The 17,122-nt window shown below is 71.9% G+C and carries 16 protein-coding genes; 9 read left to right on the top strand and 7 right to left on the bottom strand.

The genetic code is table 11. The features are described 5' to 3' along the window. Window positions 1-5: 5 nt before the first annotated feature. Both OHT61_RS11930 and OHT61_RS11925 read left to right on the top strand, forming a co-directional pair. A complete protein-coding gene (locus tag OHT61_RS11930; protein WP_329037635.1) occupies window positions 6-776 on the top strand; it encodes a YidC/Oxa1 family membrane protein insertase in 771 nt (256 codons plus the stop codon). 123 nt (window positions 777-899) lie between these two features. Continuing rightward, a complete protein-coding gene (locus OHT61_RS11925; RefSeq protein ID WP_329037634.1) occupies window positions 900-1,760 on the top strand; it encodes a fumarylacetoacetate hydrolase family protein in 861 nt (286 codons plus the stop codon). A gap of 142 nt (window positions 1,761-1,902) precedes the next feature. Here the strand turns inward: OHT61_RS11925 and OHT61_RS11920 are convergent, their stop codons facing one another. Together OHT61_RS11920 and OHT61_RS11915 are read right to left on the bottom strand one after the other, a co-directional pair. Beyond that, window positions 1,903-2,382, bottom strand: coding sequence for a heme-degrading domain-containing protein (locus OHT61_RS11920; protein WP_329037632.1), 480 nt, complete (start codon window positions 2,380-2,382; stop codon window positions 1,903-1,905). Beyond that, window positions 2,379-3,485, bottom strand: coding sequence for a Gfo/Idh/MocA family oxidoreductase (locus OHT61_RS11915; protein WP_329037631.1), 1,107 nt, complete (start codon window positions 3,483-3,485; stop codon window positions 2,379-2,381). Before OHT61_RS11915 ends, OHT61_RS11920 begins: the two co-directional genes overlap by 4 nt. Window positions 3,486-3,541: 56 nt before the next feature. Between OHT61_RS11915 and OHT61_RS11910 the strand changes: the two genes are divergently transcribed. The 6 genes from OHT61_RS11910 to OHT61_RS11885 all read left to right on the top strand — a co-directional run bounded on the left by OHT61_RS11910 (window position 3,542) and on the right by OHT61_RS11885 (window position 9,287). Further along, window positions 3,542-4,672: an ROK family transcriptional regulator gene (locus tag OHT61_RS11910; protein WP_329037629.1), complete on the top strand. Its 1,131-nt coding sequence runs from the start codon at window positions 3,542-3,544 to the stop codon at window positions 4,670-4,672. Between the two features lie 221 nt (window positions 4,673-4,893). Next, window positions 4,894-5,763 (top strand): hypothetical protein, encoded by an 870-nt coding sequence (locus OHT61_RS11905; RefSeq protein WP_329037627.1) that lies wholly within the window; start codon window positions 4,894-4,896, stop codon window positions 5,761-5,763. A gap of 141 nt (window positions 5,764-5,904) precedes the next feature. Next, the gene (locus OHT61_RS11900; protein WP_099172790.1) at window positions 5,905-6,699 is read left to right on the top strand and encodes an HAD-IIA family hydrolase; all 795 of its coding nucleotides are present in this window, start codon (window positions 5,905-5,907) and stop codon (window positions 6,697-6,699) included. Between the two features lie 66 nt (window positions 6,700-6,765). Continuing rightward, the gene (locus OHT61_RS11895) at window positions 6,766-7,326 is read left to right on the top strand and encodes a hypothetical protein (RefSeq protein WP_329037624.1); all 561 of its coding nucleotides are present in this window, start codon (window positions 6,766-6,768) and stop codon (window positions 7,324-7,326) included. Between the two features lies 1 nt (window position 7,327). Continuing rightward, window positions 7,328-8,005, top strand: a complete 678-nt coding sequence (locus tag OHT61_RS11890) for a class F sortase (protein ID WP_329037623.1) — start codon at window positions 7,328-7,330, stop codon at window positions 8,003-8,005. 271 nt (window positions 8,006-8,276) lie between these two features. Beyond that, window positions 8,277-9,287, top strand: coding sequence for a glycoside hydrolase family 6 protein (locus OHT61_RS11885; protein WP_329037620.1), 1,011 nt, complete (start codon window positions 8,277-8,279; stop codon window positions 9,285-9,287). Window positions 9,288-9,487: 200 nt separating this feature from the next. Here OHT61_RS11885 and OHT61_RS11880 read toward each other — a convergent pair whose 3' ends face one another. Genes OHT61_RS11880 through OHT61_RS11870 form a run of 3 tightly spaced genes read right to left on the bottom strand, consistent with a single transcriptional unit; the run spans window position 9,488 to window position 11,939 of the window. Next, window positions 9,488-10,273 (bottom strand): ABC transporter permease, encoded by a 786-nt coding sequence (locus OHT61_RS11880; protein WP_329037619.1) that lies wholly within the window; start codon window positions 10,271-10,273, stop codon window positions 9,488-9,490. Beyond that, window positions 10,270-11,256, bottom strand: coding sequence for an ATP-binding cassette domain-containing protein (locus OHT61_RS11875; protein ID WP_329037618.1), 987 nt, complete (start codon window positions 11,254-11,256; stop codon window positions 10,270-10,272). The genes OHT61_RS11880 and OHT61_RS11875 overlap by 4 nt, the downstream gene beginning before the upstream one ends. A gap of 14 nt (window positions 11,257-11,270) precedes the next feature. Further along, complete coding sequence (locus OHT61_RS11870; RefSeq protein ID WP_329037617.1) at window positions 11,271-11,939, bottom strand: DUF4097 family beta strand repeat-containing protein; 669 nt, start codon at window positions 11,937-11,939, stop codon at window positions 11,271-11,273. Window positions 11,940-12,162: 223 nt separating this feature from the next. On the opposite strand from OHT61_RS11870, the gene OHT61_RS11865 reads away from it, so the two are divergent. Further along, the gene (locus OHT61_RS11865) at window positions 12,163-12,912 is read left to right on the top strand and encodes a GbsR/MarR family transcriptional regulator (protein WP_329037615.1); all 750 of its coding nucleotides are present in this window, start codon (window positions 12,163-12,165) and stop codon (window positions 12,910-12,912) included. A 51-nt stretch (window positions 12,913-12,963) separates the two neighbouring features. Here the strand turns inward: OHT61_RS11865 and OHT61_RS11860 are convergent, their stop codons facing one another. Both OHT61_RS11860 and OHT61_RS11855 read right to left on the bottom strand, forming a co-directional pair. Then, complete coding sequence (locus OHT61_RS11860; RefSeq protein ID WP_329037612.1) at window positions 12,964-14,898, bottom strand: kelch motif-containing protein; 1,935 nt, start codon at window positions 14,896-14,898, stop codon at window positions 12,964-12,966. Beyond that, window positions 14,895-16,808, bottom strand: a complete 1,914-nt coding sequence (locus OHT61_RS11855) for a glycosyltransferase family 2 protein (protein WP_329037609.1) — start codon at window positions 16,806-16,808, stop codon at window positions 14,895-14,897. The genes OHT61_RS11860 and OHT61_RS11855 overlap by 4 nt, the downstream gene beginning before the upstream one ends. Window positions 16,809-17,122 lie beyond the last annotated feature (314 nt).

Raw genomic sequence — 17,122 nt, 5'->3', positions numbered from 1 at the left:
CACCCATGTCCGCATTCATGTCCGCTTTCGCGAGCCTGGTCGGCGGATTCGCCGACCTGCTCCAGCCGCTCTTCCACCACGCGTCGACGGCCGCGGCGATCATCCTGTTCACCGCACTGGTACGGCTCGCCGTCCACCCCCTGTCGCGGGCGGCGGCGCGCGGCCAGAAGGCCCGCACGAAGCTCCAGCCGCAGATCGCCGAACTGCGCAAGAAGCACGCCAAGAGCCCCGACAAGATGCAGAAGGCGCTCATGGAGCTCCACGCGAAGGAGAAGGTCTCCCCGCTCTCCGGCTGCCTGCCGAGCCTGCTCCAGATGCCCGCGTTCTTCCTGCTCTACCACGTCTTCTCCAGCCAGAGGATCGGCGGCGATCCCAACTCGCTGCTCGGCCACGAACTCCTCGGCGCCCCCCTCGGGGAGCGCTGGCACGACGCCCTCGCGCACGGCGGACCCTTCGGCGGACAGGGACTGGTCTACCTCGCGCTCTTCGCGATCGTCGCGGCCGTCGCCACCTTCAACTACGGCCGGACCAAGCGGCAGATGGCGGCCAGCCCGGTCACCCCGGCCACCGGCCCGGACGGACAGCCCGTCCCCGGCATGGGCGCGATGACGAAGGTGATGCCGCTGATGTCGTTCCTGACGCTCTTCTCGGTGGCCTTCGTGCCGCTCGCCGCCGCGCTGTACATCGTCACCAGCACCACCTGGACCGCCCTCGAGAGGGCCTACCTCTACCGCGACGTCCCCGTGAAGGAGGCCGCGCTCGCCCCCGCCGTCTGACAGAGCGGGTCCAGTGTGTGAACGGGGTCTTGCGGGGTGATCCGATGTCTTGGAGGATCAGCCAAGCCCTCGCTGGCCGCAACCCATCGGCGGGCTCGACCTCGACCAAGGGGAGATGGACCGTTGAAGCTGCTTCGAGTGGGTACGGCGGGCGCCGAGCGCCCCGCGCTGCTTGACCGTGACGGGACCCTGCGCGACCTCTCGGCCCTCGTCACCGACATCGACGGCGGGCTGCTCGCCGACGCGCAGGCCCTGGCCCGGGTGCGGGAGGCGGCCCGCACGCCCGAGACGCTGCCGGCGCTGGACGCCGAGGGGCTGCGGATCGGTCCGCCGCTCGGCCGCATCGGCAAGATCGTGTGCATCGGGCTGAACTACCACGACCACGCGGCCGAGACCGGCGCGGCCATCCCGGACGAGCCGATCCTGTTCTTCAAGGCACCGGACACGGTGGTGGGCCCCGACGACACCGTGCTCGTGCCGCGCGGCAGCCGGAAGACCGACTGGGAGGTCGAGCTCGCGATCGTGATCGGCCGCACCGCCCGCTACCTGGAGTCCGCCGATGAGGCGCTCGGGCACATCGCCGGATACGCGACGTCGCACGACGTCTCCGAGCGGGAGTTCCAGATCGAGCGCGGCGGCACCTGGGACAAGGGCAAGAACTGCGAGACGTTCAACCCGCTGGGCCCCTGGCTCGTCACGGCGGACGAGGTGGCCGACCCGCAGGCGCTGCCCCTGAAACTGTGGGTCAACGGGGAACTCGAGCAGGACGGCACGACGGCCGAGCAGATCTTCCCGGTCGGCGAGGTCGTCCGCTACCTCAGCCACTTCATGACGCTCTACCCCGGTGACGTCATCAACACCGGAACCCCGGCCGGAGTGGCCATGGGCCGGCCCGAGCCCAAGCCCTACCTCCGGGCCGGGGACGTGGTGGAGCTGGAGGTCGAGGGTCTGGGGCGCCAGCGCCAGGAACTCAAGGACGCCTGAGACCCCACCGGACCCGCACGACGGGCCGGACCGCGAACGGCCGCCGTACGAGGGGCCTTGATACCCACCGGACCTGTACGACGGGCCGGACCGCGAACGGCCGCCGGGAGATCCCGGCGGCCGTCTCGTGTACGGGGACCCCTCAGTCCCGGGGCCGTGCCGTGAAGCGCTCCAGCGCCTCCACCACCAGCGCGTGGTCCTCGGCCTGCGGGAGGCCCGAGACCGTGACCGCGCCGATCACGCCCGCGCCCTCCACCGCGATCGGGAACGAACCGCCGTGCGCGGCGAAGACGTCCGGGTCGAGCCGGGAGGAGTCCTCGAAGGTGGTGCCCTTGGCGCGGAAGCGCGTGCCGACGAGGTAGGAGCTCTCGCCGTACCGCTCCACCACCCTGCGCTTGCGGTCGATCCAGGCGTCGTTGTCCGCGCTCGAACCGGGCAGCGCCGCGTGGAACAGCTGCTGGCCGCCGCGCCGGATGTCGATGGCCACGGGGGCGTGCCGCTCGCGGGCCAGGGTGACCAGCAGGCCGCCCAGCGCGTACGCGTCGTCGTAGCCGAAGCTCGGAAGCGTCAGGCGGCGCTCCTGCGCGATCAGCTCGGAAATGGTCGGAGCACCGGTGTTCACGCGTGCCGCTCCTCGTCGTGGTGGGGGGTGAGTGTGACGGACGTGCCCTCGCGCGTGGAGCGCCGCGCGGCCTCCAGGACCTCCAGCGTGGCCGCGGCCTGGAGCGCCGTCACGGGGTTCTCGCCCTCGCCGCGCAGGGCGGCGGCGACCGCGGCGTAGTAGGCGGGGTAGTCGCCCGGCAGGGTGCGGACGGGATCGCCGCCGCCGGTCAGCGGGGACTCGCCCGACCCGACCCGGCCCCACAGCTCCGCCGGCTCCTCGCCCCACGGCGCCCCGGCGCGCGGGCGCTGCCCCTCGCGCAGGGCCGCCTCCTGCGGGTCCAGGCCGTACTTCACGTAACCCGCCTTCGAGCCGAGCACCCGGAAGCGCGGGCCGAGCTGGGCGGTGGTGGCGCTCGCGTACAGGTGCGAGCGGACGCCGTTCGCGTGGGTGATCGCGATGAACGTGTCGTCGTCGGCGGCGGCGCCCGGGCGGCGCACGTCGGACTCCGCGTACACCTGGACCGCGGGGCCGAACAGGGTCAGGGCCTGGTCGGCGATGTGGCTGCCCAGGTCGTAGAGCAGTCCGCCGATCTCCTCGGGATCGCCCGATTCGCGCCAGCCGCCCTTCAGCTGCGGACGCCACCGCTCGAAACGGGACTCGAAGCGCTGGACCTCGCCGAGCTCGCCCTCCTCGATCAGTGCCGCCAGCGTAAGGAAGTCGTTGTCCCAGCGGCGGTTCTGGAAGACCGAGAGCAGGAGCCCCCGCTCCTCGGCGAGCGCGGCCAGCTCGCGGGCCTCGGCGGCGGTGCCGGCGATCGGCTTGTCCACGACCACGGCCAGGCCCGCCTCCAGCGCCGCCCGCGCGAGCGGCACGTGGGTCTTGTTCGGCGACGCGATCACGATCAGGTCCAGCTCGTCCGCGCGCGGCCACAGCTCGTCGGGCGAGGCCGCGAAGCGCACGTCGGGGAACTCGGCGCGGGCCTGGGCCCGGCGTTCCTCGCTGGAGGTGACGACCGTGTCGAGGACGAGGCCCTCGGTCGCGGAGACCAGCGGGGCGTGGAAGACGGAACCCGCCAGGCCGTAGCCGACGAGCCCGACTTGGAGAGGAGCGTGGGCAGTCATGCGAACCACTTAAGCAACGCTGTTGCCAAAGTGCAAGCGATAGGCACAATGGTGCGGTGAACAGGAGCAGCAGCAGGAGCGGCGGGGCGAATCTTCCGGCCCTGCGCCACCACAACGCCTCGCTCGTGCTCGACCTGCTGCGCACGGCCGGTGAGCAGGGCATCAGCAGGCTGGAACTCGCCGAGCGCACCGGACTCACCCCGCAGGCCGTCAGCAAGATCACCGCCAGGCTGCGGACCGAGGGCCTCGCCGCGGAAGCCGGCCGCCTCGCCTCCACCGGCGGCAAGCCCCGCACCGTGCTGCGGCTCGTCCCGGACGCCGGATACGCGGTCGGACTCCACCTGGACCGCGACGAACTCACCGCCGTCCTGGCCGATCTCGCCGGCACGCCGGTCGCGACCCGCACCTTCCCGCTCGACCTGGGAGCCCCGGCCGCCGAGGTCCTGGCGACGGCGGCCCACGCGGTGCAGACGGTACGTGCGGACGTCCCCCGGACCGAGGACCGCCGCGTCTTCGGCGTGGGCGCGGCGCTCCCCGGCCCGCTGGACCACCGCGAGGGTGTGCTGCACCGGGTCACCGGCTTCCCCCGGTGGGACGGATACCCGCTTCGCGACGCACTCGCCGAGGCGACGGGCCTGCCCGTCGTCGTCGACAAGGACACCAACGCCGCCGCGCTCGGCCTCGCCCTGCGCGAACCCGCCGACGCCGACTTCGCCTACCTCCACCTGGGCACCGGGCTCGGCGCCGGGCTCGTCCTCGGCGGGAGCGTGCACCGCGGAGCGCGCACCGGCGCGGGCGAGTTCGGCCACCAGACCCTGCAGCTGGACGGCCCGCCGTGCGACTGCGGAGGGCGCGGCTGCATCGAAGCGCTCTGCCTCGCCGCCGCGGCCCGCGGGGACGTCGTCGAAGCGGCCCGGGTCCTGGGCGCGGGAGCCGCCAACCTCGTCGGCCTCCTGGACATCGACCGGGTCGTCCTCGGCGGACGTACGGTCGCCGAGGACGAGGACGCCTATGTGAACGGGGTCCGCGCGGTCATCGAGGAGCGCGCCCGGCGCGAGGGCACGGGCACCTCCGTACCCGTCACCGTGGCCGGCGGCGGCGACCGCCCGGTCGCCGAGGGGGCGGCGCACCTGGTCCTCGCCCCCCTCTTCGGCCGGGCCGGGGAGGACGGCGGCGCACCCGCCTGACCCGGAGTGGAGGCGGGCCTTCACACGGCCGGTCGGGCGGATTCCGACGCCCGAACGGGCGGTGCACGCCGCCCGCGGGTGGTTCTTCCCGCAGTCCCGTGGCAGCGTCGGGCACCGACACGCGGGCGACGGTCCCGGCGTCCGGCCGCGCACGGCAGCGCCGCCGCCACGGCCGGGGCCCCCGCCCCCGACCGTTCGCGAGCAGCAAAGGGTGACCCCCTATGCCCACCAGACCACCCGCACGACTGCGCGACGGCCGCGCCCTCACCCGGCTCGGACTGGCCGCGGGCCTCGTCGTCCCGGCCGGCCTCCTCGGCGTACCGGCCGCCATCGCCATCCCGGTCACGGCCCCGGCCGCGACCGGCGCCGTGGCCGCGGGGCCGGAGCTGCCCGGGTGCGGCGACCCGGCCGCACAGGACTTCCCCATCGAGACCCGCATCCACGGCGGTCCCGACACCTACGCATCCGGTGGCGGCTACGGCACCTGGTACCTCGACCTGACCAACACCACGGCAGAGGCCTGCCACTCCATCCACCCGGTCCTGGTGCTCACCGACGAGGACCGCAAGCTGACAGCCGAACAGATCCAGCTGGAGTTCACCGAGCGCGCCCACCCCGACGAGGAACACCGGGTGAGCTGGGAGTCCACCGAACGCGACGAACAGATCGGCGTCTTCGGCGGAGGGGAGCAGGGCGACGACTTCCCCGGCTTCACCGTCCCGGCCAGGAAGACGGTCACCGTCGAGGTGCGCATGGCCTTCACCTCGGACACTTCGCCGGGCAAGGTCACGGCCCACGCGGCCATCGTCCAGCGCCGTACCGCCCAGGACGACCCGGGAGCCGAGGGCGAGGCGGGCGACGGCGAGTGGGTGGGGGAGTCGGCGGCCTACACCTTCGCCGTCGTCGACAGCGGCACCGAGGCGCCCGCCGACACCCAGGGCCTGCGCGACGGGACGGGCGACGGGCAGCCCGAACTCGCCCGCACCGGCCGGACGCGAGCGCTCCCGGCCGGACTCGCCGCCGGGGCGCTCGTCCTCGCGGGAGGCGCCGCCATGGTCCTCGCACGACGGCTGCGGACGGTCCGCCGCTGATCCGTACCGGAGGTCCCCCCTGATCAAACGGTTCCTTCCGGCGGAGCGGGCAGCCTAAAATCGGGGCGTCGGCGCTGCACAGCGCGGTGCCGCCGGCGTCCAGCACCCGAGCGCACAGCGCCTACGGCAGGAGCCCGTCACATGGCAGAGCGCAAGCCGATCGAATCCTGGCTGACCGACATGGACGGTGTCCTCATCCACGAGGGCACGCCGATCCCCGGGGCCGACGCCTTCATCAAGCGGCTGCGGGATTCCGGTCTGCCCTTCCTCGTCCTCACGAACAACTCCATCTACACCGCGCGCGACCTGCACGCCCGGCTCAAGCGCATGGGCCTCGACGTGCCCGTGGAGAACATCTGGACCTCCGCCCTGGCGACCGCCCAGTTTCTGGACGACCAGCGGCCGCGCGGCACGGCGTACGTCATCGGCGAGGCCGGTCTCACCACCGCGCTCCACGACATCGGCTACGTCCTCACCGACCACGAACCCGACTACGTCGTCCTCGGCGAGACCCGCACCTACAGCTTCGAGGCGCTCACCAAGGCGATCCGGCTGATCAACGGCGGCGCCCGCTTCATCTGCACCAACCCGGACGAGACCGGCCCGTCCGCCGAGGGCCCGCTCCCCGCCACCGGCTCGGTCGCCGCCCTGATCACCAAGGCCACGGGCAAGGCGCCGTACTTCGCGGGCAAGCCCAACCCGCTGATGATGCGCACCGGCCTCAACGCCATCGGCGCGCACTCCGAGACCTCGGCCATGATCGGCGACCGGATGGACACCGACGTGCTCGCCGGACTGGAGGCCGGGATGCAGACCTTCCTCGTCCTCACCGGGCTCACCACCGAGACGGACATGGACCGTTACCCCTTCCGGCCCTCCACGGTCGTCGACTCGATCGCCGACCTCGTCGACCTGGTGGACCTCCCGCTGCCGTAACCCGACCGGCCGACTGCGGATGCGGGACGCCGCCCCACGCGTGAACCTTCCAGCAGGAGGTTTACGATGCGTTCACTGCCCCTCACGTTCTGTGCCGCCGTCGCGGCCGCGACGATAGCCCTTCCCGCGTCCGCCGCCCTGGCGGAGTCGAAAGCCGACGACTCCAGGGACGAAAAGCGCTCCGGGACGGTCTCCGTCGACCCGTCCCGCGTCTCCCCGGGCGGGGAGGTGGAGCTCTGGGTCGACGTCTGCGGCAAGGGCAGGTCGGCCCGGGGCAACTCCGAGGCGTTCGCCTCCGAGGCGCACTTCGCCCCGGCCGGCGGGAAGGGCCTCTCCGCGACGGCCCGGATCCGCCGCGACGCGGCTCCCGACGACTACGAGATCTGGGTGACCTGCAAGGACGGCCACGGCAAGGCCACCGGCACGGTCACCGTCGTGCACCACGGCCGCCCCTCGCCCGTCGCCCCCGTCCGGGCCGGCGGCGGAGGCACCGCCGCACTCGCCGAGAAGGCCGGCTCCGAGGGCCCGGGCACCCGGCACGCGGTGATCGGCCTCGGACTCGGCGCCGTCGCCGCCGTCGCCGTCGCGTTCCGCAGCACGCGCCGCCGCCGCACGGCCCAGCACTGACATGACCGCCACGGAACGCCCCGCCGGCACGGGACGCCTGCTCACCGGTGTCGCGTGGGCGGTGCTCCTGCTGGGACTGTGGCTGTGGGGCCGCGCGGCCACCGCCGGGAACTCGGCCCCCACGACCGGTGACGTCGCCGCGGTCGGACGCCCCCTGGGCGTCCCGCTGCCCCCCGCCCACGACCCCCTCGACGGGGCCGCGCCGCAACGGGTCGAGATCCCCTCCATCGGGATCGACGCGGGCATCGTGCGGCGCGGGCTGGACGGCGAAGGCGCGATCGAGCCACCGCCGTACGCGACGCCGAAGGCCGTCGGCTGGTACGCCGACGGCACCGAACCCGGCACCGAGGGTGCCGCGATCTTCGTCGGGCACGTGGACACCGAGACGAAGCCCGCCGTCTTCTACGGACTCAGCGCGGCCCGGCCCGGCGAGAAGGTCCGGGTGAGCCGGTCCGACGGCAAGGTCGCCGAGTTCACCATCGACGACGTCCAGGTCTTCACCCGGGAACGCTTCGACGCGCAGAAGGCGTACGGACCGCGGGAGGACGGGCGGGCCGAACTCCGGCTGATCACCTGCGGCGGGACATACGACCGCGAGGCCCACGCGTACACGGCCAACGTCGTCGTCTCCGCCTACCTGACGGACGAGAAGAGCGGCGGCGGGAAGAGCCGCGTCTGACACGTCCGGGAACGACCTGGCCCGGCCGGAGCCCGCTCCTCCTCGGAGCAGCCGGCCGGGCCGGTCCTCCACCACGCGGTCCGGGCCGCGGGAGTGACCCGGGCGCGGCGTGGGAGGCCGGGGCCGTTCGTGCCGACACTGTAGGCCGACCGCCCCGCGCGGCCCAGCGTTTTTCTGGCAGGTTGTCCGGATCCGGGCGGGAGCGTCCGGCGCCCGGAACGCTGTGCTTGGATGGCACGGACGGGCAGTGCGGCGGCTCAAGGGGGAGTGCATGTACGGCAGTTGTGCCGGTCTGCGGTGGGGCGCCGCAGCCGGGATCGGGGCCGTCCTGCTGCTGGCCGGGTGTTCCTCGCCCGATGGCGCGGCCGGGCCCCCGGTGGCCTCCGGCGGACAGCTGCCCGGGAAGGGCGCCCCGTACTGGGTCAACCCCGAAGGCAACGCCGCACGTCAGGCCGCCGCCTACGCGAAGGACGGCGCGCGGGGCGACGCCGCGCTGATGCGTCGGATCGCCGAGCAGCCCGTCGCCGAATGGCTCGGACCGGACGACCCGCGCGCAGCCGCGCGGAAGCTCACCGAGGCGGCCGAGCGGGCCGGCCGGGAGGCGGTCCTCGTCCTCTACAACATCCCGCACCGGGACTGCGGCCAGTTCTCGAAGGGCGGGGCCGCAGACGCCGACGCCTACCGCACCTGGCTGGACGGTGTCGCGGACGGCATCGGCGACCGCCGCGCCACCGTGGTCCTGGAACCGGACGCCGTACTGCACCTGGCCGACGGCTGCACGCCGCGGAAGTACCACGCGGAGCGCTACGGCCTGCTCAAGGACGCGGTGGACCGCCTGAAGCGGCAGCCCGGCACCACGGTGTACGTCGACGCGGGCAACGCCGGATGGCAGGAGCCCGACGCGCTGTTCGAACCGCTGCGACGGGCCGGGATCGAGGCGGCGGACGGGTTCGCGGTGAACGTGTCCAACTTCCGTACGACGGCCGAGAGCACGGACTTCGGCAAGCGGCTGTCGGCGAAGGTCGGCGGCAAGCCCTTCGTGATCGACACCAGCCGCAACGGCAACGGACCGTACGAGGGCGGCGATCCCGCGGAGAGCTGGTGCAACCCGCCGGGCCGCGCCCTCGGCGAGCCGCCGACGACGGAGACGGGCGACGAACTGGTCGACGCCTACCTGTGGATCAAGCGGCCCGGCGAGTCGGACGGCGAGTGCCGGGGCGGCCCGAAGGCGGGGGACTGGTGGCCCGAGTACGCACGGGGACTGGCCGGGGCGAAGAAATAGGCCCGCCGGCCGAGTGCCCCGTCGTGCGGGACCTCGGCCGGCAGGCCTGGTGGCTGTCCGGGCGGTGCGTGGTGCGCCGGGCGGAGGCCCGGTGGTGAGGCGGTTGCGAGGAGGGCCGGCGGCGCGGGCCGTGGTGGTGCCGGCGTACGCCGCCTTCGGGTGGACCGGTGCGGGGGCGGAGGCCCGCGTGCTCATGCCGCCTACTTGGGGTCGCGGTCGAACTGCGCCTTCGACCAGCGGTAGCCCAGGACCGTGAGGCCCAGGCACCAGGCGACGGCGATCCACCCGTTGTCGCCGATCTCCGTGCCGAGGAGCAGCCCGCGCAGGGTCTCGATCGCGGGGGTGAAGGGCTGGTACTCCGCGATCGGCTGGAACCAGCCGGGCATGGAGTCCAGCGGGACGAAGGCGCTGGAGATGAGCGGCAGCAGGATCAGCGGCATCGCGCTGTTGCCGGCGGCCTCCGCGTTCGGGCTGGCCATGCCCATCCCCACCGCGATCCAGGTCAGGGCCAGGGCGAACAGGGCGAGGAGCCCGAAGGCCGCGAGCCACTCCAGGGCGGTGGCGTCGGTGGATCTGAAGCCGATGGCCACGCCGACGGCACCGACGAGCAACACACTGACGAGCGACTGGAGGACGCTGCCGACGACGTGCCCGATGATCACGGAGCCGCGGTGGATCGCCATGGTGCGGAAGCGGGCCATGAGGCCCTCGGCCATGTCGGTGCAGACGGACACCGCGGCCCCGACCACGGTGGAGCCGATGGTCATCAGGAGCAGCCCCGGGACGATGTACGCGATGTAGGCGCTCCGCCCGCCGCCGCCGATGCCCGCGCTCATGGTGTCGCCGAAGACGTACACGAAGAGCAGGAGCAGCATGATCGGGGTGAGCAGCAGGTTCAGGGTGAGCGACGGGTAGCGCCGGGCGTGGAGGAGGTTGCGGCGCAGCATGGTGGCCGAGTCGCGGGCGGCGAGGGTGAGGCTGCTCATCGGGCGTTCTCCTTGGTCGCGTTGGGCTGGTCGGCCTGGTGGGGGTTGGTCTGTGTGGGGAGGGTGGGGGTGGTGAGGGCGAAGAAGACGTCGTCGAGGTCGGGGGTGTGGACGGTGAGTTCGTCGGCGTGGATGTGGTGGGTGTCGAGGCGGTCGAGGATGGTGCGCAGGTCGTGCTGGGTGCCGTTCGAGGGGAGGGTGAGGGTGAGGGCTTCGTCGTCGTGGGTGGTGGGGGTGAGGGTGGTGACGGCGGTCCGGTAGGTGGTGGGGTCGGTGAAGCGGAGTCGGACGTGGCCGCCGGGGATGAGGCGTTTGAGTTCGGCGGGGGTGCCTTCGGCGGCGATGGTGCCGTTGTGGAGTACGGCGATGCGGTCGGCGAGTTCGTCGGCTTCCTGGAGGTACTGGGTGGTGAGCAGGACGGTGACGCCGTCGGTGACGAGGTGTCGGATGATCTGCCACATGGTGTGGCGGCTGCGGGGGTCGAGGCCGGTGGTGGGTTCGTCGAGGAAGATGACGCGGGGGCTGCCGACGAGGGTCATGGCGATGTCGAGGCGTCGTTTCATGCCGCCGGAGTAGGTGGAGGCGGGTTTCTTCGCGGCGTCGGTGAGGTCGAAGCGTTCGAGGAGTTCGGTGGCGACGCGGCGTCCTTCGGCCTTGGGCAGGTGGTGCAGGTCGGCCATGAGGAGCATGTTCTCCTCGCCGGTGATGAGCCCGTCGACGGCGGAGAACTGACCGGTCACCCCGATCGCCGCACGCACCGCCTGCGGGTCGGAGGCCAGGTCGTGGCCCGCGACGCGCAGTTCGCCGGCGTCGGCGGAGACGAGGGTCGAGAGGATCTTGACGGCGGTGGTCTTGCCGGCCCCGTTCGGACCGAGGAGGGCGAAGACGGTGCCCTCGGGTACCGCCAGGTCGATGCCGTCCAGGACGGTCTTGTCGCCGTAGGACTTGTGCAACCCGTGTGCGGCGATGGCCATGTTCGTCATGGGGAGAGCTCCTTCTAGAGGCTGCGGGCGGTGATGTCGCCGTAGGAGGTGGTCGCGTGGATGGTGAGGTCCGGGGTGCCGGCGGTGTTCCTGAGCGCGTTGTCGATCCGGCCGTAGGCGGTGCCGGCGTCCAGGGAGGCGGAGACCCCGCGGGCGGCGCCGGCCGTGATGTCGCCCTTGTCGGTCCGCAACGTGACGGTGCCGTGCAGCGCTTCGGTGACGGTCAGGTCGCCCTTGCTGGTACTGATCTCGGCGGGGCCGCCGAGGCGCCCGACCGTGATGTCGCCGGCGAGGACCGTGAGGCGGGCGGTCGCGGCCTCGTCGAGCTTGACGGTGGCCTGCGCGCTGTCGAAGGTGACGTCGCCGAGCCGTCCGACGCCGCGGAGTTCGGCGTCGGCGGTCTTCGCCTCGACGTGCGAGCCGACGGGCAGCCGGACCGTCACCTCGACGTATCCGGAGGTGCCGAGGACGCGGTTCCTCGCGGCCGGGCGACTGATCCGCAGGACCCCGTCCTCGTGGACGACCTCGGTCTGCTCGGCGGCCTTCACGTCGCGGCTCTTGGAGGCGTCCGCCGGGAGGACCTCGACGACGGTGTCGGTGCGGTCGGCGGCGATGAGCCGGATGCGTCCCGCGGGGACGTCCACGACGACCGAGACCGGGGCGGGGGTGTCGAACTTCTGCATGGTGTGCTCCTTGGGCTCTTCGTTTCTGACAACAGAAACGCTACGTTGCGTTCGCGGACCCGGCAATGACGTTATTGCGCAACGAGCCAGTAGTTGCAGGTAGTTGCCGCTATTTCATTGCAATGGTTCTGTGGGCTAACGCAACAGGGAAGGAGAGTTCGTTGCAATGGGATGAAGGTGAACGCTATGGTCGGTGCCTCACGGACCACGAAGGAGACGCCCCATGCCGGGAGGCAGGCTCACCCAGCAGGAACGCCGGCAGATCGCGCTGGGACTGGCGGACGACCTCGCCTACGCGGAGATCGCCCGGGGCCTCGACCGCCCCACCTCGACGATCACGCGCGAAGTCATGCGCAACGGCGGACCCACCGCCTATCGGGCCGACCGTGCGCACCGCGCCACCGAACAGCGCTCGCACCGGCGCAAGCAGACCGCGCTCCGGGACCCGTCGGCGACACCCGTCGCGCCGGGGCGGGACGCCGAGGAGGTGCGCGCGTTCGAGGAGTCGTACACCGCCGTCCTCGTCCAGTCGGGCATGCCGAAGATGATGGCCCGCGTGCTGGCCGCCCTCACCATCACGGACTCCGGCACCCTCACGGCGGCGGACCTCGTCGAACACCTCCAGGTCAGCCCGGCGTCCGTCTCCAAGGCCATGGCGTTCCTCGACGGCCAGGGCCTGGTCCGCCGGGAGCGTGACGAACGCCGCCGTGAGCGCTACTGCGTCGACAACGACGTCTGGTTCCAGTCGATGATGGCGAGCGCACGCGCGACAGAACAGCTCGTCGAGACCGCGCGGCAGGGTGTCGGAGTCCTGGGTCCCGGCACCGAGGCCGGTACCCGCCTCGAGAACGTGGCCCGCTTCATGGACTTCGTCTCCGAGAGCATCACGCGCGCCGCCGAACAGGCCCGCGACGTGCTCTTCACGAAACCGCCCTCCGGGAGCCCCGCCGAGCGGGGGCCGGACCGCATCTGAGGGCTGTCCCGTGATCCCGCCGGGGACCACGGGACAGCCCTTGGCGGGGCGTCAGGGGATCTCGACCCACATCCCCTCCGACGGCGTCCCGTCGGCGTAGGTGACGAAGAGCATGTACCAGCCGGACGGGACCAGCGCCCGGCCGCGGGGGACGGTCACGGTGATGCTGCCGCCGGACTTCTCCAGTCCCAGCGCGACCGACCGCTGGTCCGTGTCCGTGACGTGCGTGACGGCGCCGGGGCGCATCAGCTTCGCCGAGGTGATCGACGACGCGTGCCGTGTCGTGAACAGCCCCTTGCCGCCCCGGGCGATGCGCGCGGGTCCCGCCGTGAGCTCGGGCCGGCCGTCCCGGTAGAGGTACGGCGGCGTGTAGATCTCGATGCGCTGCTCGAAGGTGCCCGGCCGCGTGCCGGCCCGGCCCGCGTAGAGCGGGTCGGAGCCGAAGACCATGACGCGGCCGTCCGGCAGGAGCAGTGATCCCGAGTGGTAGTTGCGGCCCACCGCCGGATCCGCGACCCGCCGGTAGGAGTCCGTCCGCGCGTCGTACAGCCTGGCCTGGAGGATGTCGGACCCGCCGCGCCCGCGGTAGTCGCCGGAACCGCCGGTGACCAGCAGCGAGTCGTCGGGGAGCAGGGAGGCGCTCGGGTAGCGGGTGCCCTCGCCGAGCGACGCGCCGTCCCGGAAGCGCGGGTGTTCCTCCGTCAGGTCGACCAGCCGGGACTTCTCGCTGGACCGCCGTGACTCACCGACGCCACCGCCGCCGATCACCAGGTACTTCTGGTCCTGCGCGGGAGCCAGGCGTACGGTCGCCGAGGTCTCCGTCCTGTCGGGGTCGCCGAGTCCGGGGATCTTCTCGAAGGTGTCGGACTCCAGATCCCACACACCGGGGTCGCGGCCCACGTCGGCGGGGCCGTAACCGGCGTTCGAACCGGAGTAGAAGAGCCTGCCGTCGTTCATGAGGAAGACCGCGGGGTAGGTGGGGAATCTCCGGACCACGCCCGTGTAGGCCCACTTCCCGGTCGCCGGGTCGTAGATCTCGTCCTTGCCCGGCACGATCTGGCCGATCTCGTCCAGCCCGGACAGCGACAGGACCCTGCCGTCCGCCAGAGTCGTGAGCGTCGGATACCAGCGGGCCTCCTTCATGGGGTCGACGCCGATGTACCTCTCGGCGACCGGGTCGAACTCGAAGGCCTCCCTGATGCCCTGGAAGTCCTTCTTGTCGAGGGCCAGCTTCTGCGCGATCCCGTACACGTTGCGGGTGTCGGAGCCGGAGAGCCCGGAGATCCGGTAGTTGTCCTCGGTGCCCGTCCCGTGCGCCGTGCCGGACTTCCGCGCCTCGACGTAGATCCGGCCGAGGCCGGGCTCGGTGCGGAGGAAGGCACCGGTCCGCTTGTCGAAGACCTTCCTGGCCCGCTCCACCAGCACCGGGTCCTTGGACACGAAGGTCTTGCCGTTGCCCCTGCCGGTGAAGCGGGTCCCCGCGGGCACCGTGACCGGCTTGTCCGGGTCCTCGTTGTGGACGATCATCAGGCCGCCGGCCTTGGTGACGTCGCCCTTCAGCTTCTCGTACCGTTTCGTGCCGCCGGCTATGAGCAGCTTCCCGTCCGGCAGTTGGGTGTGGCCCGCGCAGAACATGTCCTTCGGCGTCGGGATGTCCTTGTACGTGTTCCTCTCCGGGTCCCACAGCAGCGAACGGAAGGTCTTCGCGTCGAAGTTCTTCTGGTTGTTGCCGGAACCGGCGACCAGGAGCACCTTGCCGGTGTGCAGCAGCGCCGCGTGGATCGTGTTGATCCGGTACTCGGAGGGGACGTCCAGGAAGTCCCAGTGGCCGTTCGCCGCCTTGTAGTCCGGCTTGTTGATCGCGTAGGCGCGGTAGCGCTCGGTGCCGAAGCGGTGCAGCCACGGACCGTTCGTCGCCGCGAGCGCGAGCACCACCGCCGTACCGATCGCCAGGCGGTGGGTGCGGCGGTTCGGTCGGTACTTCATCGGTCACGTCCCCCAAGGGCGGTCTGCGTGGGCTGCTCGTCCTGTGCCGCGGCCGGTTCCCCGGGCGGTGTGGGCCGGGTGGGCGGTGCCGGCGGCCCGCTCCGGCGCCGCTTCCGCTCCGCGCGGACCGTGTACCGCCAGCCGGCGATCGGCGCGGCGGTGATCAGCAGGGCCAGACAGGCCCAGGTGAGCATCGCCGGGTGGCTGTGTCCGAGGACGAAGGAGGCGACGATCGACCCCCCGAAGACCGCGAGGAAGAACAGGTGGATGCGGAAGGTGCCGAAGAGGGTGTCCGGGCTGGAGGAGTCGCCCTTGGGCGTCACCACGAACGAACTCCCGCGCCGCAGCACCGCGTCCATCAGCGAGCGTGCGTAGACCGGTGCGGAGAGCGCGGACATCACCATGCCGGCCAGACCGCCGGAGCCCTCGGGCTCGTGCGGCGAGACGTTGTGGCGGCGGTTCCAGACGTAGAGCCCGATCTGGAGGGCCGACGCGTTGCCGTACAGCATCATCCAGATCACCGGGTCGATCTGCACGCCCGAGGCGCCCATGCCGAGGAAGAGGGCGCAGCTCAGGGCGGCGAGGATCCAGTTCAGGGCCGACATCGGGTAGAAGATGATCATCATCGTGTAGTTGAAGAGCTTGCCCGGGGGCAGCGAGAACCAGCCCTTCCAGTACTGCTTGAGGATCGTCTCGTACGTGCCGCGGGACCAGCGCAGCTGCTGGGTGAAGAAGTCGGTCCACGCGGTGGGCCCCTCACCGACGGCCAGGACGTCCGGCGTGTAGACCGAGCGCCACTTCCTGCCGGTCAGCGGGTTGCGGTGGCGGTGGATCTCGAAGCCCGTGGCCATGTCCTCGGTGATCGAGTCGTAGAGGCCGCCGATCTGTCTGATGGCGCTGATCCGCACCGCGTTGCTCGTGCCGACGAACATGGGGGCGCCGTAGCGGTTCCCGGCCCGCTGGATGAGGGCGTGGAAGAGGAACTGCTGCGACTCGGCGGCCTTCGTGACGAACGTGTCGTAGTTGCCGTACACCTGCGGGCCGATGACGAAGCCGATGTCCGGGTCCCGGAAGTAACCGAGCATCCGCTCCAGGTAGTTGGGCAGCGGCACGTGGTCGGTGTCCACCGAGGCGAAGAAGTCGTAGGCCTCGCCGTGGGCGTCGAGCCAGGCGTTGTAGTTGCCGTGCTTCGTTCTCGCGCGGTGCGGGCCCGTGGCCTGGTTCCAGCGGGCCACGCCCTTGCGGGAGAAGTGGCGCACACCCAGTCGGACGCACACCTCCTTGACCGCGGGGTCGTCGCCCTCGTCGAGCAGCCAGACGTCCATCGGTCCGCGGTGCCGGATCCGGACGGCGGCCCCGAGCGTCCTCGTCACCATCTCCAGCGGCTCCTTGCCCGGGACGAAGGAGGTGAGGAAGGCGACCCGTGTGCCGCTCTCGGGCACGACGGGGACCGGGTCGCGGGCCACGAGGGTCGCGTGCGCGTTGGACAGCACGTTCATCGTGCGGAAGAGCTCGATGAGGCCGATTGACACCAGCATCACGGCGTCGAGGACGAGCAGGGTGTCGTCGCGGAGGTTCGGGTCGCGCTCCGTCCAGTGTCCGGGCTGCATGAGCCAGACGAAGAGCCCCAGCGAGACGAGCGGGGCGGCCCCGAGCAGCAGGGCCGCGCGTATCCGGTGGGTCTCCTGCGAGAGGAGCGAGCGGTAACGCACCGTGTACGGCAGGTCGGCGTCCGGCTGGGTCAGGGGCCCGGCGAGCCGGCTGTAGTGCTCGTAGTCGTAGCGCGGCAGCGGCTTCTGCTGCTGTCTCCGTCTCCCGGGGCGCGGCTGCGGAGGCACACGCAGCCGGATCGTCTCGGAAGGGTCGTGGTGGTCGTGGTGCTGCCGGTCGCCTGACGGCGTCGACGTCATGTGTCATCCCCCTGCGCGCAGGATTCCTGCGCGATTCGTGCCTGTTCGTACACGAGCGGGGTCCCTGTCCCGCGAGAAGACCGCCCGCCGCCCACCCGTCCGGGGGGTCGCGGCGCCCCGGACGGCATCCGGTCAGGCTGTCCGAGAGGGAAGCGTGAAGGCAAGGATGAAAAGGGCTGTTTGCCAGCCATACGTATGATTTGCGGATGAGCGCCGAGGGGGCGCACGGGGGTGACTCAAGGCGCCCCGGGGGCGCTTCCGTGCCGGGGGTGAACACGAGCAAGGCCCCTTCACTCTGAGTGAAGGGGCCTTGC

The sequence above is a fragment of the Streptomyces sp. NBC_00178 genome, from assembly GCF_036206005.1.
Classification (GTDB): Bacteria; Actinomycetota; Actinomycetes; order Streptomycetales; family Streptomycetaceae; genus Streptomyces.
The sequence above is the reverse complement of the archived record's forward strand: the minus strand, read 5'-3'. Positions and strand labels throughout refer to the sequence as shown.